Genomic DNA, 21,989 nt, shown 5'->3' with positions numbered 1-21,989 from the left:
CCGCCCCGCGGCCTTAAGCCAGGAGCCGATATGCCGCGCACGCTCATCCGCAAGAACCCGAGCAACTTCAAGACGCTGCCGCTGTTCGTCGAAGCCACGCCCGAAGGCCTGAGCTATCAGAGCGTCGGCATGCCGCTGAACTTCGCCCAGACCCTGCAACGGCGCAAACCGGTCAGCGTCGCCGACAGCGAGCGCTTCGCCCTGGAACTAGCCAACCTCGGCGTGTCCGTGCGCCTGACCCTGCATTGGCAGAACCGCGATTACTGGGTGCTGGTGCGCCAGCGTCGCCAGGATCGCGGCGACGTGGTACTGAAGCTGATTTCCGGCTATGTGCCTGCTCATGAGCTGAACATTCCGCTGCACACGGCGATTCAGGAGATTGCCGAAGAGTGTCTGCTGGAAACCCCGGAAGGCTGGCTCGGCGGGCGCTTCAACGAGACTTGGTTGCCGGCGCCCTACTCCGCTGCGCTGCATTACCGTGAGGCGCTGCCGTTTCGCCTGACACCGCTGTCCGGTTCAGCACGGCCGGTGCGCTGCGCCAACCTGCAATTGCTGGAGCGGCCACGGGCCTACGTGCATTTGCCGACGGCGTCATTGCAATTGATCTATGACCTGCGCCTGGACGTACCCAAAGAGGCGAAGTCCTTGAGCCTGTTTCATGTCGACGAGCGTCTGGAAGGTGATCAACTGGTGGCGCGGCTCGATCGCAAACGGCCTGACCTGTATTTGATGCCATTGCACGACGGTCAGCCGCTGCCTGAGTTGTATACCCTGAAAAAGGATCAGCTGTATCCGGCGAGTACGCGCGGTCTGTATCTGGCTGAAAGCTTTGCCCGCCAGGATGGCTGGCTGGTGCGCGATGAGCGGATTCGCTGGAAGGACTGGTTGCGCCAACAGGGCCTGACGCCAGTGGAGAAGGCCACTGGACTGGCCCGCCTGCGCGGCAAGGCCAGGCAGTTGCTGAAGAAAATCGTACCGCGCAAGAAAGTGAATTCCTGAAAAGCAAAAAGATCGCAGCCTGCGCCAGCGCCTGAACAGAATTGTGCAGGCGCTGGCGCAGGCTGCGATCTCTTGAGCTTATTGGCCGCGGATCTTTTCCACGATTGCTGTGGTCGAGCTGTTCTCCACCAGCCCCAGCACTTTCACCGTGCCGCCGTAGGCGGTGACGATATCGGCGCCGACTACCTGATCGATGCCGTAATCGCCACCCTTGACCAACACATCCGGCTTGACCTCGCGCAGCAGGTTTTCCGGCGTGCCTTCAGAAAAGCTGATCACCCAGTCCACCGCGCCGAGACCGGCGAGTACCGCCATGCGGCGATCAACGCTGTTGATCGGCCGGCCCGGGCCTTTCAGGCGGCTGACCGAGGCGTCATCGTTGACCGCGACGATCAGACGATCGCCTTGAGCGCGGGCCTGCTCCAGATAGGTCACGTGGCCGGCATGGAGGATGTCGAAGCAGCCATTGGTGAAGACAATCCGCTCGTGGTGCGCACGGGCATCGTCAACCGCCAGCAGTAGTTGCTCAAGACCCAGCACACCTCGCTCCGAACCTTCTTCGCGCTGAATGGCGCGGCGCAGCTCCGGGGCGCTGATCGCTGCTGTACCGAGCTTGCCGACGACGATACCTGCTGCCAGATTGGCCAGCGCCACGGCGTGCGGCAGTTCTTCGCCAGCGGCAATGGCTGCCGCCAATGTCGAAATCACCGTATCGCCGGCACCGGTCACGTCGAACACTTCGCGGGCGCGGGCCGGCAGGTGCAACGCCGGATGATCCGGGCGCAACAAGGTCATGCCGTGTTCGCCGCGGGTCACCAGCAGTGCGCCAAGGTCGAGGTCCTGCATCAGGACGGCACCCTTGCTCACCAGTTCGTGCTCATCGGCGCAACCACCGACGATGGTTTCGAACTCGCTGAGGTTCGGCGTGATCAGGCTGGCACCGCGGTAGATCGAAAAATCCTTGCCCTTGGGATCGGCCAGCACCGGAATGCCTTTGGCACGGGCGACCTGGATCAGCGTCTGATGATTCTTCAGCGCACCTTTGCCGTAATCCGACAGCACCAGCACCTTGATGCCTTCCAGCAGTTCGTCGACCTGCGCGGCCAGTGCCAGCGCATCGGTGGCGAACACCTCTTCGAAATCGATACGCAGCAGTTGCTGATGCCGGCTCATGACCCGCAGCTTGACGATGGTAGGTTGATGGGCGATGCGCTGGAACAAGGCGCGCACGCCGGCGCCCTTGAGACTGTTGCTCAGGCTGTCGGCGGCTTCGTCATCGCCGGTCACGCCCACCAGCGATGCCGGTGCACCCAGCGCGGCAATGTTCAGCGCCACGTTGGCGGCACCGCCCGGGCGATCTTCGATCTGCTCGACCTTGACCACCGGCACCGGTGCCTCAGGGGAAATCCGTGAGGTTCCGCCATGCCAGTAACGGTCGAGCATGACATCGCCGACCACCAAGACAGGGGCTTGATCGAATCGCGGCATCGACAATTTCATGGAGCAACCCACATACAAAATGAACAGGGGCGCGATATTAACAGGATCGCGCGCACCGGGAATACACGAGGGTGAGGCTGGCTCACCCTGGTCCGCAGATCAGGCAATGTCTTCGGCCGGAGCATCCAGCCCCATCGCATGCAGCCGCGCGTAATAGCCATTGTGAGCAAGCAATTGGGCATGAGTGCCGCGTTCGACGATCTCGCCCTGATCCATGACGAGGATCAGATCGGCCTTCTCGATGGTCGACAAACGGTGGGCAATGACCAGCGTGGTGCGGCCTTTCATGACATGGTCGAGTGCTGCCTGAATGTGCCGCTCGGACTCGGTATCAAGGGCCGAAGTCGCCTCGTCGAGGATCAGCAGCGGGGCGTTTTTCAGCAAGGCCCGGGCAATCGCCAGACGCTGACGCTGTCCGCCAGACAACAACACACCGTTCTCGCCGACTTGGGTATCCAGGCCTTGAGGCATCTGCGCGATGAAGTCCATGGCGAATGCGTCCCGGGCGGCCTTCTCGATATCTTCGCGAGGCGCGCCTGCCAGATCGCCATAAGCGATGTTGTTGGCGATGGTGTCGTTGAACAGCGTCACGTGCTGGGTCACTTGCGCTACATGGCGGCGCAGATTGCGCAGGCGATAATCTTCGATCTCGACATCATCGAGCAGAATTTCGCCTGTCTCGTGGTGATAGAAGCGCGGAATGAGACTGGCCAGCGTCGACTTGCCGCTGCCGGAACGCCCGACCAGTGCGATCATCTGACCTGGTGACGCGGTGAAGCTGATGTTTTTCAGCACTTCCCGTTCGGTGCCCGGGTAAGTGAAGCTGAGGTTGTTCACCGCCAGGTGGCCACTGACCCGATCACGCTCGATCGTGCCGGTATCGATTTCCGGTTCAACGTCGAGTTGCTCGAAAATGCTTTCAGCACCGGCCACGCCTTTCTGAATGGTCGAGCTGACTTCGGACAATTGCCGGATCGGCTTCGGCAGCAAACCTGCTGCCGTGATGTACGCGACCAGATCACCGGCCGTTGCATCACCGCGCAGGAACAACACCAGGAACATCAACACCGCCATGGCGGTGTAGATCACCAGCTGCAGCATCGGCGTATACACCGCGCCAGTCTTGGTCATGCGCAACTGTTTGTCGGTGTTGCTCTGGCTGGCCGCCGCAAAACGCTGCTGCTCATAAGCTTCGCCACCAAAACTGCGCACGACGCGATAGCCTTGAATGGTTTCGGAAGCCACATGGGTGACGTCGCCCATGGCCACTTGAATCTTCTTGCTCTGCTTGCGGAATTTCTTGCTGGTGTTGCCGACCATGAACGCGATCACGGGCAGAATGGCCAGCATCACCAGAGTCAGTTTCCAGTTCATCCAGAGCAGATAGGCGAACAGGAAAACCACGGTCAGGCCTTCGCGGATCACCACTTTGATGGCATCGGTGGCGGCGCCGGTGACCATGGTCACGTTGAAGGTGATGCGCGAGATCAGATGACCCGAGTTGTGGGTATCGAAATAGCGGTTGGGCAGTACCAACAGTTTGTTGAACAATTCGATACGCAGGTCATGCACCAGCCCCAACGAAACCCTCGCCAGGTAATAGTTGCCGAGAAACGAGCCAAGGCCCTGCCACGCTGCGATCAAAATGATCAGCAACGGCACAGCCATCAACAGCTGCACGTCTCGCAGATAAGGCACATTGGGGAAGAGCACCGCTTCGGGATTGCTCAGGCCATCGACAAAATACTTGAGAATCCCGGCCAGCATCGGTTGCGTGGAAGCAAAGATCACGAAGCCCACGATACTCAGCAGGAAAAGACCGATATAGGGTTTTACGTACCCCAACAGCCGAAAGTAGATTTTCAGGCTGGATTCCTGTTCCGCTTTGGGCGGTGCGTCAGTCATCGTAGAGCTCACTGGTTAAGAAGAACGCGAAATTTTATCACAAGCGCCGCCATTGGCCCGCGCCCATACCAAAACGCTGGCAAGCCCCAACGGCAGCCAGCTGATGAACCACTCGGCGCGCGGAGTGCCGGTGAGGCTGGCAGCGTCGAACTGCATCGCCAATGTCGAGAACAGCCAGATACCGATGATCCCCCGGGCATACAGCGTTTCCCGAACTTTCCACGCCTGGAAAATCACGCCGAACCAGACGGCAGACCATAACAGCAGTCCCGGCAGACCCAGCACGATCGCGACATGGGTGAACAGGTTGTGGGCGTGATCGAAGGTCATTCCAGACCAGAGCACCCGATAGTCCCCACCCAGACCCAGCCCGCCCCAGGGGTGCTTGGCGATCATATCCAGAGAAGCCATCAGAATCTGCGGACGATACGAGACCCCGCGCGCCAGCACCAACGGCTCGAACAGCCACAGCGCCGCAATCGCCACCACCAGTGCCACGGCTGCGACGATTCGGCTGTGTCGGTCACGGCACCAGATCGGCATGGCCAGGATGGTCAGAAACAGCGCCAACGCCGCACCGCGGCTCTGACTCATCAGGACAAAAACAACCAGCACCGTCAACGCCAGCGCCCAGATCCCTTGCCGCATCAAATCACGCGGCGCCCACAGGGCCAGCCACACGGCCGCGAGACCGATGACATAGCCGCCGAGGATCGGGTGCGCCAGTTCACCCAGACCTTCCACCCGCGCAGACCAGACGTTGCCGTCAATGACGTAGAACCTGACAATCGCCACCAGCGCCGTCACCGCCAATCCCAGCCCGCCGCACTGCATCAGGCGAATCAACCGCTCGGGGCGTCCGCTGGCAAACACCGGAAAAAACAGCAGGAATACCACGATGTACAACAGACGCTTGGCCTCGCGACCCGTTTCCGGTGCGTTTGTCCATGCCAGACTGATCAGCGACCAGACCAGCAATCCGAGCAACGGCAGGTAGATCCAGCGTTGCTCGTAAAGCACTTCCCTGACGCGGTGCCGCGCAGACCAGCCCAGCACTAGCGCCGGCAACCAGACGAGAGCGACCAGCCCCTGCTGGTAAACCTTGTTGGTGGGCGCTAAGGCAATGGCCAGTAAAAACCACAAGAGCCCCGTCGCCATCCATAGTTGCGCCCAGCGTGTTTCCTGCATCAATCTGCTCCTGACAAGGGTTCGCCCATGCGACGCGGCATGGTTAAAATCGAAACTTTTCGGCATCATTGCCCGCTACTACACCCCGCACTTTCGACAAGGCTTCCTACGATGCGATGCTCCCGGCTCTCCCAAGCCGCTCTAGACCAAATGATCGACGCTGCCAAAGTGCTGGAAGCGGACAGCTACGGGCCGAAAGTCTACCTGCTGCAAGATGGAAAAATTCTCAAACTGTTCCGTCGCAAGCGGTTTTTTTCATCCGCTCTGCTGCGCCCCTATTCGAAGCGGTTCATCGACAATGCCGTCGAGCTGCAAAAACTCGGCGTACCGACCTTGCAGATCCTCCAGTTCTTTCGCCTTGAAAAACCAGGCATGACCGCCGTGTTGTATGAGCCTCTGCCAGGGCAGACGCTGCGTCAGATCGCCAGCAAACAAGGATTCGAGTGGAAGCAGGCGTTGCCGGACCTCGCCGCCCTGATACGCAGCCTGCATCGCTCGGGCATCTATTTCCGCTCCCTGCATCTTGGCAACATCGTGGTCACGCCAGACAACCGCATGGGCCTGATCGATGTTGCCGACATGCGCTTTACCCGCGGACCGTTGCCAAAGCGCTTGATCAAACGCAACCTGCAACATTTCGCCCGCTATATTGCGCGCGAAAAGCTGAACGACAGCTTTCCGATGCAGGCACTTGAGCGCGCGGTCTTGTCGTCATGAAAACAATGCGCGGGCAGCCTGGCTGAAGCTCGACCAGGCCTCGTCCGGAGCGAGCATCCGGTACTGCTCGGCATTGATCGCTTGAGATGAGGCACTGAAGGCGCGGTCGATGGCCTCGGCCCAGGCTTTCGTGTCATTGACCGGCGCATACCAGCCGGCGCTGCCCAGCTGTTCGCTGAACACCTCCAGATCGCTGCACAGCACCGGTACGCCGGCCATCACCGCTTCCTGCATGACCAGACCCAGGCCCTCCTCCAGCGAAGGGATGGCCACCCAGTCGAACGCACGATAAAGCTGCGCTGCTTCGTTCAGATGGCCGGTCAGCAAGACCTTCTCGTGCAAGCCAAGCGCGTCGATGCGCTGCTCCAGCGCCGCGCGTTTGGAGCCTTCGCCAACAATGACCAGGCGCAAGTCCGGGCGGGTGTCGAGTGCTGCGGCAAAGGCATCCAGCAGATAGCCGAAACCTTTTTCCGAGACCAGCCGCCCTACGGCGCCCAATACTGGCGCATCGCCTTGCGGCAAACCCAGCCGTGTCCGGGCTTGCTCGCGGGTGAGCAGGTCAGCGCGAAACGCCTCAGGATCGAACGCACTTCGCAGCGCGGTGACAGGCATCTGCAGATCGCGGGCCAGTGAATCGGCAAGGGTGCTGGAGACGGCAACCAATGTCAGTCGGGACGCAGGGATTGCCTGGAATAGAGCCTGGTCGCCGGCATTCAAACGCGCCGAACCGTGGAAGATCACTACCGCGCGGATATGCGGCAGTTTCTTGAGGACCGGTAACAACGTGCGTGCGACACCCATGCCGTCCAGCAGCAGCAATCGAGCGTCACTGTCCACGAGCGCCTGGCGAAACCTCGCCCGCATCACGGGTTTGGCCAAACGCCAGAAATGCCGGCCCTTCAGGCGGGCTGACGATAACCGCCACTCCCGGACCTCACCGACATCCACGCCGCACTCGGCTCCCTGCCCCTGGAGGAGCCAGGTTTTGACCACCGCCGACGGCGCAGCCTGAGAGAGTATCTGCTGATGCACTTTATGGATTGATGCGAACGGAGCGCCACCGGCCCACATGATATTGAGAATATTCATAGGGCAGAAAGCCGTTGCACGGATTTGCGGGGACAAGCTGCGCGGTACTCGAACTCAGTTGATGAACCAGCCAATGCAGACTCCCAGCAACAGAAACAAGGCAAATTTGATCTGTTCGCGGCGATTGCGGCGCGCTTTGCGTTCACGCTCGACATCCGTTTGCACATGCAGACCGAAACCGGTGTGCATGACCGCGTCTGCCTCGAGTATCAAGGCGTCCCTGTTCAGTTGTGAGTAGCGCTGTGACAAGGCCTTCTCGCCACCATGGCCGGCGAAAGGCGCACACAACCGATAGTCCTCGAGTCGACGCAACCCAGGGTTCAGCGAGAACCCCTGCCACTCCGGCTTGTCGGAAATCAGCGGATAACACGCAACGCCATCGACAATCTCGCGCGCGCCCAAATGGATGTAAGGGCTGTGAACCCGCAGATCGTGATTATAGCTGCGCAACCAGATCTGCAGAATTTCCGGCCGGGCCTGCAGAACGGTCATCGAGTCTTCCACGAACCCTGGACGGTAGAACTCCCAGTCGTCTTCGCAATGAAAGATATAGGGTGTGCTGACCTGCCCGTAGGCCAGGTCGATCGATGCCAACTGGCCCAGCTTCGGACGATTGACGAAGATCGTGCAATGCTCTTTCCAGTGGGCAGGCAGAATCCCGGCAACGCCTTCGTCGCCGGCATCTTCGGTGATGAACACTTCACGAATGGGTGCCGTGTTGTACCGGTCGAAGCTATCGAGAGTGGCCTTGAGCAGATCGAGTCGACCGCAGCTGGTAACCACCAATGTAATCTGGCTTTCTTTGGAAAATTGCACCGAAATCTCGTTAATCAGAAGTCGCCAGCAATATCACTGGCTATATAACACTTGTCAAATGCCCACTTTCAGGCGGATTTTTTCCAGCAGACTCAGCGGCGCCCGCTCACGCAGCGGTGGCTCCAGCTCTTCAACGATGCGCTGACCGATCCGCGCGAAGCTGAACTGCTCCACCGCCAGTTCGCGACCGTTGTCAGCGATGCGTTGCGCCAGTTGCGGATCCTCGCGCAGCGTGGCCAGCTTTTCCTGCAACTGCGCGATCGTCTGATAGAACACCACGTTGTGCATGTCCTGCAAACCCAGCGCCGCAGCTTCGGCGGCGCCTTGATCATAGGCCAGCAGGACGCAGCCGCAAGCCATGGCTTCGAAGTTCTTGATCATGAACTCGCCCATGCCCACGTCCGCGCTGACAAAAAAGCGGATACGGTTGAGCGTTTCCAGGTATTCAGCCCCGGACTTGGTCCGCGTCACCAGCAGCGGCTCGACCTGGCCCAATTCATCCAGCAGTGCCTTGCGACCGCTGTAGGCCACACTGTTGGTACTGCCGACGAAGGCAAGTTCGATATCCCTCTCGCGCCTCTGGTCCTGCAATTGCGTCTGATCGTAGCCCTTGGGCACGAACACGGCGTCGAAGCCCTCCGAGCGCAGGCGCTCGGCCACCACGAAACCGGAACTGATCACGCGTGCCCACGGCAAACGCCGATAGTGCGCACTGAACTTGCCGGTGTACTTGCAGGGAATGTAATTCTGATAGGCGTCGTGCTCCAGAATCACCAGATTGGGGATGGTGCGAATAAATCCGACCTGACGGATCTCCTGCTTGAAGCGCAAGAAAAACACGATGCGGTCATAGCGCGAAACGTCTACTTCGCGGCGAAAGTATCGACGCAGATTGCGCTGCTCGTCACCGCTCAACCAGCGCAGATCGCACTCACAATGGGCGGCGACACCCTCGTACAACCGATCGAGAATGGCCCGTTGATCTTTCTGCACCAGAAATAGAACTTTCATTGTCTTCCTTGCCGCAACAGCAACCCGAGCAAACCTGAACATGCCCGCACGCAAGAAAGTCTTGCGCGGGCGCCTGTGTCGTTACAAACGCCAGAACAGTTCATGTCGCCGAACCGCCTTGCGGAAAAATTCGTTTTCGCCATAAGGCGAACCGGAGCGCCCAGCCAGCAATCGCTGCAGGCTGCGACGCAAGCGACGCTTGAACGGCGCAGGCGGCTGCAAGTCATGCATCATGCCCAGGGCCATGGCTTTGTCACGCTGCTGCTCTGCGGACAACGCCAGGCATACAGGCTGCACCGGCACGCCAGCATCAAAGGCTGGCGGCAGAGCCACGCCATCACCACTATTACCCATCGGCCACCGGTCGTTATCGTGCAGGTGGTTGGCATAACCGAGCAGTGTCGGCTGCCAGTCCAGACCTTTCAACACTTCAAGCACAGCCTGCTGTGCGCAGATGTGGTCAGGATGCGGGTCGAGCGCCGGATGCGGCAGCACGATGACGTCCGGACGAGCGCGCAGCATCGTTTCGCGCAGATCGGCCAGCAGATTGTTCCAGGTCGGCGCGCCATCGGCGTCCCCCGGGAGCACAAATGGATTGAATTGACGGAACAGGCGGGTATCGCTCAAGTCCGCTTCGCGCGAGCCCACCGGTTGATTCGGGTTGTCACGCATCGCGGCCAGTTGCAGGCAGAAATACCCGAACTGCACGCAGCGTTCCTGGGGGACACCGGCCCATTGCGGCACGGTGAGGCTGTCCCAGGCGCGCAAACGTCCCTTCAGCCGCGCGGCTTCGACCTTGCTCATGCCCATCTGCTGATAGTGTTCGGCCTCGATTTCACCAGCAGTCAGGGTAACGATCCAGGCTTCATCGGCCTGACTGTACAAGCCGAACGCCGCCAGCTCCGCATCATCCGCGTGAGGGGCAATGACCATGACCCGCTGGCGACGATAATCAGCGTGTTCCAGCGCCCACAGCACCGGCTCGCCCGACACTCGACAGAAACGGCCACGCAGACGCAATACTCCTTCGGACAATGCTTGCGCCTGACCGCTGAGGTTCAGATAGCGCAGGCCGCCGACACCGCGCTCAAATGTTTGCACGTCAGGATTGGCGCCGCCCGACAACGCGATACAAGGATCGAGAAAGCGCCCCAGCCAGGTGCTTTTGACTCGCACCGCGAGGATCAGCGTAGCGTCATCGGCCAGCATCACACCTTCATCCAGACGCAACTGCTCGCCGTGCAGATGAACCTTCGGCTGCGGCGTATAGGGCGGGAAGCTGTACTGATAATCGTCGCTCGGGGCGTAGAACAGATGATCGGCAAACCACGCTTCATGGGCGATCCAGCCGCCGATCAGCAACACCGGCGCCAGCCACCAGGCGACCAGCACGCTTAGCGCGATGATGGCGGCCAGCGCGACCAACATAGCCACGCGCTTGTTGCGTCGATGGCGCTTGAGCAATTGCTGTTTGCGGCTCATGGTCTGGCTCATACGGTGAACACCGGCACAGGGTTGCACCAGCGGTCCTTGTATTCACGATCAGCGCGCCCGAATGAAAAACGCAGCGGCTTGCCGAGTGCCCGTGCGTGTTCCCAGGCGCTTTGCGTATTGAGAAAGCTCAGCACGCTGCCGGGGCTGAACTCGCGGGTTTCGGGATCCACGCCGCCATTCACGTATTCGACACTGATCCATTCTGCCGCCTCAACGCGGTAGACCAATTGAATCGCAATCGGCGCATCGTTGAGGAAAATGACCGAGCCGATCAGCAAGTCGCGCAGCAACTCGATGACCTCGGCCATGCGCGCCGCACCCGTCGCCGGAAAACCCCAGCGGCGCTGAAACAGATCGCAGTACATCGCGGCCAGCTCGACGCTGGAAAACTCGCTGACCGCTCGCACCACACCGCCCGCTTCCTCCAGCAAACGCAGCTCTCGACGCTGGTTGTAGCGAAACTTTTTCGACAGTTCTTCCGGTGTGCGGGCCATGGCCAGTTGTTCAGCCTGCAACTTCAGGCCACTGAAACGGCTTTCGTTGAGCGCCGACAAATAGCGCGCCCGATGACGCAGCGGTGCCTGAGCATCGACGGCGGCCGGCAGAATCAGCTCGGCATTGCCGAGGTCGAACAGGCCTTTCTTGCCGTTGCGTTTGAGCACGTCCTTGGACAGAGCCAGGTCGCGCCCCCAGGTAGCGATGGCGGCTTTGACCTCGCCTTGCTGCTGCCAGGCCAGATAACGCACCGGGATCCCGGCCAGGTCGGCCAGGCGCTCGATGACCAGCGGATGTGTCGCGACACTGCCGCCATAACGTTGCCAGGCAGTGGCGTAGGTCGAGGCGTCAACGGGCGACCAGCCACGTTCGCGCCAGCCTTGAAATCGGTTGAGCATCAGCCCCTCGTTGCCAGATCGGTAACTGGCGGCAGGCGCCAGAAGGTCTCGCGCACTGCACGGTCGGAGAAATGCTCATGCAGTCGCTCGAGCATCATCTGTGCACATTGACGACGCTGCGGCTCATCCATCGCGGCCAGGTGTTGCAGCCCTTGAGCCAGATGTTCCGCATCGCCGAGTGGAAACAGAATGCCCACCCCCTCCACCACTTCCTTCGCCCCGCCGCACGCGGTGGCCAGCAACGGTAAGCCGGCGGCCATGGCCTCCAGCAGCACCATGCCGAACGGCTCGTGATCGGAGCTCAGGGCAAATACATCGAAGGCGCGAAAGTAGTTGCGCGCATCAGGCACCTGACCGAGAAACAGCACTCGATCGGCAATCCCCAGCTCCCGCGCCAGCGCCTTGAGATCCTGCTCCAGACGACCGCTGCCGAGAATGGCCAGCTGACTGTTGTCCGGCAGGCCTGGCAGCGCCTGGGCAAACCCGCGCAGCAACGTGGCCTGATCCTTGTCCGGGTGCAGGCGGCCGACGTTGCCGACGATCCAGGCATGCGGCGACAGCCCGAGGATCTGCCGCGCTTCTTCGGAAGGTACCTGACGGGCTTGCAGTGCAGGCACATCGATGCGGTTGTACAACGTCTGGATTCGGCTTGCCGGCCATTTCGGCAGGCAGCGCCGCATGTCGTCGCGCACCGCATCCGACACTCCGAGCAGGCTCAGGCGCTTGCGGAAAATATGTGCGAAGAGCTTGCGCGTGCCACGCTGGTAATCGCCGAATGCGTGGTGCACACCAATCACTGGCAGCGATGTGCCGAGCAAGGCGATATAGATCGGCTTGAAGCGATGGGCGATGCAAAGACTGAAATTGCGTGAGGCGACGATCTTGCGCAGATCGCCGATAGCCCCCAGTTTCAGGCCCCGAATGGCCTTGGAACTGTACTCCATGAACAACACTTCATCGGAAGCGCACGCTGCGGCCACCTCGCTATCGGCGGCCCCGGTCAGAAACACCGTGGTCACCCGATAGCTGGTGCCGGCGAACAGGCTGGCGTACTGCCGTGCGCAGTCCAGGAACGGCCCGTCATAGCCGTGACAGAACTGCAGCACATGGCGTTCAGCCGAGCGAGTCATAAGCGTTCGCGCCCTCTTTGACCACCAGAATGTCTTCCATGATCAGATATTGCAGGTCAGAGCCGAAAAACATGTTCAGCGCGTCGGTCGGCGAGCAGATCATCGGCTCGCCACGGCGATTGAGCGAAGTGTTCAGCGACACGCCATTGCCGGTGAGGTTTTCCAGCGCCTTCATCATGTCGTAGTAGCGCGGATTGTATTCACGCTTGAGCACCTGGGCGCGGGAGGTGCCGTCTTCATGGACAACTTCCGGCACGCGGGTTTTCCATTCTTCGGCGACTTCGAAGGTGAAAGTCATGAACGGCGCCGGGTGATCGATCTTGATCATATGCGGCGCGACGGTGTCGAGCATCGACGGGCAGAAAGGCCTCCAGCGCTCGCGGAACTTGATCTGGTGGTTGATTCGATCAGCCACACCGGGAATGCTCGGGCACCCGATGATCGAACGACCACCCAATGCGCGCGGGCCGAATTCCATCCGGCCCTGGAACCAGGCCACCGGATTGCCCTCAACCATGATTTTGGCAATCTCTTGCGGCATGTTGTCGAGCTTGCGCCAGGTCGGCTTGTTCTCGTGACGGGCGCAGGCGGCAATCACGTCCTCGTTGCTGTACGACGGACCAAGGTAGACGTGTTCCATCTTCTCGACCGGCACGCCACGGGCGTGCGACACGTAAGCGGCAGCGCCGACCGCGGTGCCGGCATCGCCGGACGCAGGCTGTACGAACAGCTCCTTGATGTCGTCACGGGCGATGATTTTCTGATTCAGCTTGACGTTCAACGCACAGCCACCGGCGAAAGCCAGTTTGCCGGTTTCCTTGAGCACGTCGCCCAGGTAGTAGTCGATCATCTGCAACGCCAGCTTCTCGAACAGCGCTTGCATGCTCGCGGCGTAGTGGATGTACGGCTCGTCGGCGATGTCGCCTTCGCGCTTCGGACCCAGCCACTCGATCAGCTTCGGCGAGAAGTAGAAGCCTTTGCCCTTTTCTTTATAACGACGCAGGCCGATGACGTTGGCGTAGTCGGTATTGATCACCAGTTCGCCATTCTCGAACGAGGCCAGACGTGAGAAATCATATTTGCTGGCATCGCCGTACGGCGCCATGCCCATGACCTTGAACTCACCGTCGAGCATCTCGAAACCGAGGAATTCAGTGATCGCACCGTACAAACCACCGAGGGAATCCGGGTCGAAGAATTCCTTGATCTTGTGGATCTTGCCGTTTTCGCCGTAGCCGAAGAAGGTCGTGGCGTATTCACCCTTGCCGTCGATGCCGAGGATCGCGGTTTTCTCTTTGAAACCCGAGCAGTGATAGGCGCTGGAGGCGTGAGCCAAGTGATGTTCGACCGGCTCGATCTTGATTTTCTTCGGATCGAAGCCCAGTTGCTCGAGGCACCAGACGATCTTGTTGCGATAGCGCTTGTAGCGGCGGTTGCCCATCAGGATCGCATCAAGAGCGCGATCCGGGGCGTACCAGTAGCGCTTGGCGTAGTGCCAGCGGGCCTTGCCGAACAGGCTGATCGGGGCGAATGGAATTGCCACCACGTCAACGTCGGAAGGTTTGATACCGGCCTGCTCGAGGCAGAATTTCGCCGATTCGTAGGGCATGCGGTTCTTTGCATGTTTATCGCGTACGAAGCGCTCTTCCTCAGCCGCCGCGACCAGCTTGCCGTCGATGTACAAGGCTGCGGAAGGATCATGGCTAAGGGCGCCGGACAGGCCAAGAATCGTCAATGCCACAGGGGTCTAGCCTCTTTAGTCTGCATGCAGGCGCGAAGCGCCTTGAAAATTGATGTGCCCTCGCACAGGGCGAGCGGCAGCTAAAGGGCGGGATTATAGCGTAAAAGCGCCCGCAAGCCTCTAGCAGGAACAGGCAGTCGCCACGTTGACAGGGTTTGGACGTCGCAATAGACTCCAACTCAAATGGACTGGGGGATCCCGGTCGGCGCTAATGCCTCGGTGAGATCACCGGGGCTTTTCGCTTTTTGGAGGCGGGAAAATCTTCAAGCCCCAATTTTCGAAACCTTCTCCAGCGTTCATGCGCCCACCGCTGCAATAAAACTTGCGTTTGAGCACTTCGAAAGCGCGATTTTCCTGACCCGCCCTCAAAACACTCATACCAATGGGTCTCGCAACAAGATCAGCCAGCTGTAAGCCGGTGGAATTGACCTGCTTTGTGGCGAAGACTATTTCGAACGGCAGTTGCACGCCCATTCGATTGGCACCACCGCACATTCTGCGAAACTCTAGCTCCAACTCGTTATCTTCCCGCTTTCCTCGGCGTTCAAAAATCACATGTGTTGATGCGCGGTGCTGACCCTTCTCAGATAAAAAATCGTACAAAGTTTCAAGACAGAAGCCGAGCGCCAGATGATACGGATTCTCTAGAGAACCCTGCTTCTCGCAGAGTGGAGCCTTATCGATAACACAGCTGATCAAAACAAAATTGCTGGCCTCAATGATGCTGGTCAATTCGGCAAGAAACGCATGCTTGTGCGCCTTTGAGGTAAACAAACTAGAGAAAGCACCTTTTTCTTTTCTAATCTCAAGCTCATGCAGCCCGATCAGATCATGTCCCATGTGATTGAACTTGAACTTCTGAACGGCTGGGATGACCTTTTCGCAATAGTGGCGCTTATGAAACACACAAAAGGCGAGTACGAAAATCGGATAGTAAGGATCCAACCGCTGCATTCCGTGATCACCGCTTTCATCAACATAAATGTATCTCGCGTCGGCGTGCTGAGGCTCTACGCCTTCAAGAACCTCGCGCACCTGGCCCCGATTTTCAAAACGAGAAAACTGCACAACGTCACCCGCGATTGGGACGCCAATAGATACTGAGATTGCCATCCTCGATTTGCCGGTAAATCGTATAGGGCAAGGAAACGGTATCGAACACGGCGGATAGAGGAAGATCAAGCAACACAAAGGGCGCCAGCATTCCCGTAGGATCAGGCGGCGCATTCAGCGTGCAAAAATCGAAGGCCAGGCCACTGTAGATGCGCGGAATCGATTGGCAGTAGGTCTTCTTTTTGCGCAGGTCACGGGCAGCATCGGCGTCGCCCTGTAAAACGGTCGAGACACTGCCACAGCCTGAGAGCGCCACAGAAATTACGCCCAGCATCAGAATTTTTTTCATGCTCAAGATTCGCCCTCCGAGATCGTCAGGCAAATTAGCATCGAGCCCGAGCAGGGCACAGTTCATGGCTTCTGGAGAAGTTGTAGGACAGATCGCTGTATTTTGTCCGTTACTGCCCACAGACTCCGTTTCGCAGTGGACCGGGTCCTTTGCAAGAACGAGTCTGCTTGTGAGAAGGAATCACCCTGCGCTTGAGACTTCTTTCGGCAACCGCTGATCAATGACTTGGTACAACGCGCTGCTTTCAGGCCAGTTGCGCATGAACCGCGCGCGATCGCGGGCGTAGGCCGGGGCGAAACTGCCAACCGAGGCGTGCTGACACATCGAGTCGAGGTCGATCAGCGCCCAGCGATCCGTCTGCCAGAACAGGTTGTGGCCTTTGAAGTCGCCATGACTGATGCGCTCGGCGATCAATCGGGCAAACAGTTGATCAAGCGCCAGCAACTCGGCTTCCGGCGCCTGGCCGCTCTCAACGTAGGGTGCAAAGCGCTCGATGATGTCTGGTCCCGGCAGGAATTCGGTCACCAGATAGGCACTGCGACGCAGCCAAAGGAAACGCTTTTCCAGTACCGCCAGCGGTTTCGGCGTGGCGATGCCAAGGAACGCCAGGCGATTGCCCTCACGCCAGGAATGCCAGGCCCGACTCGGGCGCCAGAAGCGTTTGAGCCAATGGGCAAAATTCTTGATGTTGTAGCGCTTGATAACCAGAGCCCGCCCGGCTATCTCGACTTTGCCGACGCTGGCCGCGCCGCCGGTCTTGTACAGGTGCCCCTGATCAAGCAAGGCGTCAGCCTGCTCAAGCACCGGCAGCATGGCCGCTTCTTCTTCACGGCGAACGGCGCGCAGGGCAAATGCGCCGCGCTGCACGGCGAACAACGTGCAGTCGCGGCCAACCTTGATCAGGTAATCCCTGAGTCGCCAGTTGCGCACCTTGTCGATCTGTTTTTGCAACGCCTCCAGCGGCAACGCATGTTCGCTGTTGCTCAACAGGTAATAGACCAGCAACTCTTCGGTGAACGGCTCGAGTGACTTCGGTAGCTGGGCGAAAAACACCCCGAGGTTTTCCAGCACTTTTTGTCGGGACAGTGGCTGCCCCGCCGCTTCCGCACGAACGCCGGCGCCATCGATCAGGTACAACTGACCGCCGTGACGCAGCAGATTGTCCAGGTGCAGATCTTCCTGCCAGAGTCCTTTGCCATGCATCCGACCGATAGCATCCAGTGCTTCGGCCAGAACAGCGGTCTGCTCATCGGCCAGCGCCGGCAGAGACTCGACCTCGGCCCAGGCATCACCGAGGCTCTCGGAACCCTTGAGAAATTCGAACAGCAGCCAGCCACCCTCGCCGTCCTTCAGCCCATCGGCCAATAACAGCGGCGTGGTCATGCCCTGCGCAGCGAGCAAGCGCACGCCTTGCAGCTCACGCTGAAAATGCCGCGCAGCTTTGCTGCCGACCAATAACTTGGCCAGCACCGGCCGACCGCGCCAGACACCTGCGCCAACGTAACGCTGCCCGGGCAACACCCGCAGCAAGCTCAGCAACTGTAAATCCGCCGCACCGGCGGCGTCCGCCAGGGTAACGGTCAATGGCAGTGTGGGTGCGCGCCCGGAGCGGGCCAGCTCGGACAATTGCATCAGCGGGTCTCCTTGTGGCTGCGCCGCGCTGTCAGTCGGGTCAGCCAGCTGTCGAGCAACGAGCTGTCAGTCGGCTGGTCGAGATAAGCCGCAAGCAATTGGCGCAAGTCGGCCTCGCTCCACTGCGGCGCTCGGCGTTGCAACGGCTCCAGATCCTTGACCCGATCACGCATGCCGAACAGCAACGGCCGGGTTTTCTCCAGATCGATCAGTTGCGCCTCATAGCCGTCGCCGGTGGCGCGCAGGAAAATATGTTTGGGATAGAAACAGCCATGCACCTGACGCGCACCGTGCAGCCGCCGCGCCAACAGCCCGCAAGCGGTGAGAACGGCCGAATGCTGCGCGGCACTGAGCTGCGTCCAGCGCGCCAGCAACGAATCCAGGTCGCTCCAGCCATCCAGGGCGCGGGTGAGCAGAATGGCGCGCACTTCCCCAGCGACCTTGCGCTCACCGAAAAATGCCGCCTGCAATGCCGGTATGCCCAACTTGCGGTAACGGCTGATGTTGCGAAATTCGCGGGCAAAGCTCGGTTCGCCAAACGGCGCCTGCAAGGTCCGCGTCAGGTAATTGCTCTGTCGCTTGAGGTAATAGCCCTGGCCTTCAAGATCCAGGCGGAACACGCTGCTCCAGCCGCCACCGGCAGTGTTGGGCTCATCCACAGCTTCAAGCTGTTTTGCCCACAGTGCGTCGAAATTGCCGAGACCGTGGCGCTCCAGCAGTGCGCGGTCCTGTTCGGCAAGAAAATCAGTCATTCGCGCCCCTCAAAAAATCTCACCACGTGGCGAATCCGTTTCTTGTCGGCGACATCGAGCCGATCACACTGGCGATACTGCTTGTAGAAGCGCAGGCGCTGGGTGTTGGACAGGTGATATTTGGCCAGCTTGTCGAGACAGGCGAGGTCCTTGGTGATCCGGTACTTGAGCCAGAAGCCGCGCCAGAATTCGCCGTTGGGGCAGTCGATGAGGAAGATGCGCGCCTGATCGTCGATCAGCAGGTTGCGCCATTTCAAATCGTTATGCGTAAACCGATGGTCGTGCATGGTCCGGGTGTAACCGGCCAATTGCTGGCTGACACCGTCGACCCAGGCGCGATCCTTGAGCCGGGGATCCTTGCGCTCGGCCAGCGCCGAGAGGTCTTCGGTATTGGGCAGCTCACGGGTGATCATCGCACCCCGATCGTAGGCCGCGCCGCGCCGCTCCAGGCCCCAGGCCACCACCTCGGCAGTGGGGATGCCCCACTTGGCGAAGCGCTTGAGGTTCTGCCATTCCATTTTTACCCGCGGCTTGCCGAGGTAACGGCGCAGGCCCTTACCGGCGCCGACGTAGCGTTTGACGTAGTAATTGACCCCTTCGCGCTGCACCCGAACGACTTCCGACAGCGGATCGCGGGTCAGGCGTTCGCCCTGTAACGCAAACACCGCTTCGAGGCTGCCGAAATCTTCCGCGAGTTCGCCGTACTGCGGCTCCAGTGTCCAGCCCGCCATCAGAGCGCATCCCCGTAACGCTGTTTGCGCGCGTAGAGCTTGTCGGCCTTGCCTTGCAGCCAGCTCAGCAGTGGCGCCTCTTCTGCCAGAATCTGCCGCAGCGGTTGCTGGAAGTAGCCCTTGAGGAAACGCAGTTTGTCGCGGCGGGTAAGGCCGATGTCCAACGCCGAGAAGTACAGCGCCGCCAGATCCTTGTTGCGCCAGCGCTGAGTGATTTTCGCGCGGGTTTGGGCACGGTGCAGATCGATCACCGAGAGTTTGAAATCCTGCGGTGTGACCGGTTTGTCGGTGTGCAGCAGAAAATGGCAGATGTAGCAGTCGCGGTGATTGACCCCGGCGCGGTGCATCATCCCGGTCATCCGCGCGACTTCGGCAATCAATGCGCGCTTGAGTGTTGGCTCCGGCGGCTGCTTGACCCAGTCAATGCTGAAGTCTTCGAGGCTGATGGTCGGCGCCAGCTCTTCGGTGACGATGAACGAATGCTGATCCGCCGGGTTGCCACCCTTCTCGCCGTAGGCGACGGCGGTCATGGTCGGCACGCCGACTTCCTGAAGGCGCTGGATGGCCTTCCACTCTTGCCCGGCGCCGAGCACAGGCAGCTTGGCGGTCAGCAGATTCTTGAAGATTTCGCCCCAACCGATGCCACGGTGGATCTTGACGAAAAAACCATGGCCGTCGACTTCCGTGCGCAATGTCCGGCGCGCTTCCAGCTCGCGGTATACCTCGCCCTGCAAGCCTTCGACTGCGGCGAACGGGTCGCGTCCGGCCCAAAGGCTTTTGAACGGTTCAGCCAGCATCAACTTCATTAAGCGTGCTCCGCCAGAATCACATCCGCCGCGTGCTGCGGCATGCTGTAGAGGTCGGCCGTCTCGGCGAAGGCCAGACCGTTACGGCTCCAGGCCGCCCGTGCAGCGTCGTTGCTCAACATCTCGGTCAGGTATTGCGTCAGCTGCGCCTGCTCGAACGGCTCGTCGAGCACGCGCCCGGCATCGGCCTCGGCAATGTAATGGGCGTAACCGCAGACCGCGCTGACCAACACCGGCAAACCGGCCACCAGCGCTTCAAGCAGCACGGTGCCAGTGTTTTCGTTGTAGGCCGGGTGAATCAACAGGTCGGCGCCGAGCAGGAAACGCGGGATATCGCTGCGCCCTTTGAGGAAGGTCACATTATCGCCCAGGCCCAGCGTCGCACTCTGCATCTGGAACAATTTGGGGTCATCCTGGCCGATTACAAACAGCCGGGTGCGTTTGCGCAATTCGGCGGGCAGTGCGGCCAGTGCCTTAAGGCTGCGATCGACGCCCTTGGTCTTGAAGCCGGAGCCGATCTGCACCAGCAGCAACTCGTCGTCCTTGAGATTGAATTCAGCGCGGAAACCGGTGCGAATCTCGTCGGCATTCGCTGGCCGCCGACGATCCTGGGCAATGCCCGGCGGCAGCAAGTGGAAGCGCTCGAGCGGCGTGTCGTAATACTTGATGAACAGCGGTTGCTGCACTTCGGAAATCATCAGCACTTCGGTCTTCGCGTCCTTGGCGAACACCGCGCGCTCGTACTCAGCGAAGTGGCGATAACGACCCCAGCGGCGATACAGCGAGTTGCGCAGGTTCTGCGCCTTGTCTTCAAAGCAGCCGTCGGCGGCGTAGTAGACGTCCAGGCCCGGCATTTTGTTGAAGCCGATCAGGCGATCGACCGGACGCTTGGCCAGATCCGCGGCCATCCACGCGCTGAGCTTTTCATTGCGACGGTGATTGAAGAACGCCTTGACGGGCGCCACCAGCACCTCGAAACCCGGCGGCACGTCGCCTTCCCAGATCAGCGTGTAGACGCGAATCTGATGGCCGCGTTTCTGGCATTCGAGGGCGATGCGCATGAAGTCGCGCTGCAAGCCACCGAACGGGAAATATTTGTACAGGACAAATGCCAATTGCATCAGCGCAGCTCCTTAGCCATTAACAACGTGCTCAGTCGGCTGGCGACACGCTCGGGGTTCACACGCGTGAAGCACAAAGGCTGCTCGCGTTTCAGGTCAAACTGACGGGCATCCTGCTCGGTCGGTTGGTAGGTGCATTTTTTCTGCATGCAGGGCGCGCACGGGAAGTCGCTGGCCAGATGAATCTGCAGCTTGCCGTAAGCGCCGGTCAGGCCCGGGTTGGTCGGGCCGAACAACGAGATGGTCGGCACATCCAGCGCAGCGGCCAGATGGCCGAGCCCGGTATCCACCGCCACGCAAGCCTGCGCGCCGGCGAGCACTTTGCCAACGCCAGCCAGATTGAGTTTCGGCAGCACCTCAGCGTGCTTGAAGCCGGCGGCGATGCGTTCGGCGCGGGCCTTTTCCTGTGGGCTGCCCCACGGCAGCTTCACGCCAACGCCGAGGTAGCCGACCCGCTCGGTCAGCTCGCGCCAGTAGAGTTCCGGCCAGTGCTTGGTGTCCCAAGTGGTGCCATGCAGGAACACCACGTAAGCGTTCTTGCGTGGCAACTCGACCAGTCGCTCGACGTTGAGGCCGTAATCGCCGAGGCCTTTGGGCAAGTCGTAACCCAGAGCGATGGCGAATAACTGGCGTACGCGCTCGACGGCGTGCTGACCACGGGCGACGGCGAGTTTGCGATCGTAGAAGCGCGCAGCCATCGGCTCGCGGGCCGAGGTTTTATCGAGGCCGGCCACCGGGGCTTTGACGTAGCGGGTCAGCCAGGCACTTTTCAGCAGGCCTTGAGCGTCGATCACCAGATCGTATTTATTGGCGCGCACGCTTTGCTTGAAGCGTTTCCACTCGCCGCTGGTGATGGTTTTCCACAAATTCTTGCGCCAGCGGCGGATCGCCACCGGAATCACTTTATCGACCGCCGGGTGCCAGCTCGGAATCTCGGCGAAGCCCTCTTCCACCACCCAGTCGAACTTGATGCCCGGGATCGCCCGTGCGGCGTCGGTCAGCGCTGGCAACGCGTGAATCACGTCGCCCAGCGATGAAGTCTTGATCAGCAATACCCGCAAG

The 21,989-nt window shown here is 60.2% G+C and carries 20 protein-coding genes; 2 read left to right on the top strand and 18 right to left on the bottom strand.

The genetic code is table 11. From position 1 onward, the window contains the following. The first annotated feature begins 30 nt into the window (after positions 1-30). Complete coding sequence (locus tag OK411_RS03495) at positions 31-999, top strand: metal ABC transporter ATPase (protein ID WP_264364426.1); 969 nt, start codon at positions 31-33, stop codon at positions 997-999. A 78-nt stretch (positions 1,000-1,077) separates the two neighbouring features. Here OK411_RS03495 and hldE read toward each other — a convergent pair whose 3' ends face one another. From hldE to OK411_RS03480, 3 genes are all read right to left on the bottom strand, one after another. Beyond that, entirely contained in the window at positions 1,078-2,499 is a 1,422-nt protein-coding gene (hldE, locus tag OK411_RS03490; RefSeq protein WP_264364425.1) for a bifunctional D-glycero-beta-D-manno-heptose-7-phosphate kinase/D-glycero-beta-D-manno-heptose 1-phosphate adenylyltransferase HldE, read from the bottom strand. A 99-nt stretch (positions 2,500-2,598) separates the two neighbouring features. Continuing rightward, the gene (gene msbA / locus OK411_RS03485; protein ID WP_016771984.1) at positions 2,599-4,404 is read right to left on the bottom strand and encodes a lipid A export permease/ATP-binding protein MsbA; all 1,806 of its coding nucleotides are present in this window, start codon (positions 4,402-4,404) and stop codon (positions 2,599-2,601) included. A gap of 15 nt (positions 4,405-4,419) precedes the next feature. Continuing rightward, entirely contained in the window at positions 4,420-5,592 is a 1,173-nt protein-coding gene (locus OK411_RS03480) for an O-antigen ligase family protein (protein ID WP_264364424.1), read from the bottom strand. A 150-nt stretch (positions 5,593-5,742) separates the two neighbouring features. On the opposite strand from OK411_RS03480, the gene OK411_RS03475 reads away from it, so the two are divergent. Then, a complete protein-coding gene (locus OK411_RS03475; protein WP_016771986.1) occupies positions 5,743-6,309 on the top strand; it encodes a lipopolysaccharide kinase InaA family protein in 567 nt (188 codons plus the stop codon). Here OK411_RS03475 and OK411_RS03470 read toward each other — a convergent pair. The 15 genes from OK411_RS03470 to rfaC all read right to left on the bottom strand — a co-directional run bounded on the left by OK411_RS03470 (position 6,304) and on the right by rfaC (position 21,988). Further along, positions 6,304-7,398 carry a glycosyltransferase family 4 protein gene (locus OK411_RS03470; RefSeq protein WP_264364423.1) on the bottom strand — a complete coding sequence of 365 codons (1,095 nt, stop codon included), beginning with the start codon at positions 7,396-7,398 and terminating at the stop codon, positions 6,304-6,306. The genes OK411_RS03475 and OK411_RS03470 overlap by 6 nt on opposite strands. A 54-nt stretch (positions 7,399-7,452) precedes the next feature. Then, positions 7,453-8,214 (bottom strand): hypothetical protein, encoded by a 762-nt coding sequence (locus tag OK411_RS03465; RefSeq protein WP_024011332.1) that lies wholly within the window; start codon positions 8,212-8,214, stop codon positions 7,453-7,455. Positions 8,215-8,268: 54 nt separating this feature from the next. Continuing rightward, complete coding sequence (locus tag OK411_RS03460; RefSeq protein ID WP_110644878.1) at positions 8,269-9,225, bottom strand: glycosyltransferase; 957 nt, start codon at positions 9,223-9,225, stop codon at positions 8,269-8,271. An 81-nt stretch (positions 9,226-9,306) separates the two neighbouring features. Further along, positions 9,307-10,707 (bottom strand): PIG-L family deacetylase, encoded by a 1,401-nt coding sequence (locus tag OK411_RS03455; protein WP_264364454.1) that lies wholly within the window; start codon positions 10,705-10,707, stop codon positions 9,307-9,309. Positions 10,708-10,715: 8 nt separating this feature from the next. After that, on the bottom strand, positions 10,716-11,612 hold the full coding sequence (locus tag OK411_RS03450) for an antimicrobial resistance protein Mig-14 (RefSeq protein ID WP_125917479.1): 897 nt from the start codon (positions 11,610-11,612) through the stop codon (positions 10,716-10,718). Next, the gene (locus tag OK411_RS03445) at positions 11,612-12,742 is read right to left on the bottom strand and encodes a glycosyltransferase (protein ID WP_264364422.1); all 1,131 of its coding nucleotides are present in this window, start codon (positions 12,740-12,742) and stop codon (positions 11,612-11,614) included. Before OK411_RS03445 ends, OK411_RS03450 begins: the two co-directional genes overlap by 1 nt. Then, the gene (locus tag OK411_RS03440) at positions 12,726-14,483 is read right to left on the bottom strand and encodes a carbamoyltransferase (protein ID WP_264364421.1); all 1,758 of its coding nucleotides are present in this window, start codon (positions 14,481-14,483) and stop codon (positions 12,726-12,728) included. The genes OK411_RS03445 and OK411_RS03440 overlap by 17 nt, the downstream gene beginning before the upstream one ends. A gap of 225 nt (positions 14,484-14,708) precedes the next feature. Further along, complete coding sequence (locus OK411_RS03435; protein ID WP_413694497.1) at positions 14,709-15,518, bottom strand: DUF3800 domain-containing protein; 810 nt, start codon at positions 15,516-15,518, stop codon at positions 14,709-14,711. 37 nt (positions 15,519-15,555) lie between these two features. Continuing rightward, on the bottom strand, positions 15,556-15,885 hold the full coding sequence (locus OK411_RS03430) for a YceK/YidQ family lipoprotein (RefSeq protein WP_371699345.1): 330 nt from the start codon (positions 15,883-15,885) through the stop codon (positions 15,556-15,558). 180 nt (positions 15,886-16,065) lie between these two features. Further along, the gene (locus tag OK411_RS03425; RefSeq protein WP_264364419.1) at positions 16,066-17,517 is read right to left on the bottom strand and encodes a lipopolysaccharide kinase InaA family protein; all 1,452 of its coding nucleotides are present in this window, start codon (positions 17,515-17,517) and stop codon (positions 16,066-16,068) included. Continuing rightward, a complete protein-coding gene (locus tag OK411_RS03420) occupies positions 17,517-18,269 on the bottom strand; it encodes a lipopolysaccharide kinase InaA family protein (RefSeq protein ID WP_073471646.1) in 753 nt (250 codons plus the stop codon). Before OK411_RS03420 ends, OK411_RS03425 begins: the two co-directional genes overlap by 1 nt. Further along, complete coding sequence (locus tag OK411_RS03415; protein WP_130927050.1) at positions 18,266-19,000, bottom strand: lipopolysaccharide kinase InaA family protein; 735 nt, start codon at positions 18,998-19,000, stop codon at positions 18,266-18,268. Before OK411_RS03415 ends, OK411_RS03420 begins: the two co-directional genes overlap by 4 nt. Continuing rightward, on the bottom strand, positions 19,000-19,806 hold the full coding sequence (gene rfaP / locus OK411_RS03410) for a lipopolysaccharide core heptose(I) kinase RfaP (RefSeq protein WP_110644872.1): 807 nt from the start codon (positions 19,804-19,806) through the stop codon (positions 19,000-19,002). The genes OK411_RS03415 and rfaP overlap by 1 nt, the downstream gene beginning before the upstream one ends. After that, entirely contained in the window at positions 19,806-20,927 is a 1,122-nt protein-coding gene (locus OK411_RS03405; RefSeq protein WP_125917475.1) for a glycosyltransferase family 4 protein, read from the bottom strand. Before OK411_RS03405 ends, rfaP begins: the two co-directional genes overlap by 1 nt. Further along, the gene (gene rfaC, locus OK411_RS03400; protein WP_217879201.1) at positions 20,927-21,988 is read right to left on the bottom strand and encodes a lipopolysaccharide heptosyltransferase RfaC; all 1,062 of its coding nucleotides are present in this window, start codon (positions 21,986-21,988) and stop codon (positions 20,927-20,929) included. The genes OK411_RS03405 and rfaC overlap by 1 nt, the downstream gene beginning before the upstream one ends. Position 21,989 lies beyond the last annotated feature (1 nt).

Source organism: Pseudomonas sp. RG1, assembly GCF_025910115.1.
Lineage (GTDB): Bacteria > Pseudomonadota > Gammaproteobacteria > Pseudomonadales > Pseudomonadaceae > Aquipseudomonas > Aquipseudomonas atacamensis.
Note: the sequence above shows the minus strand (reverse complement) of the source record. Positions and strands in the feature narration are given on the sequence as shown.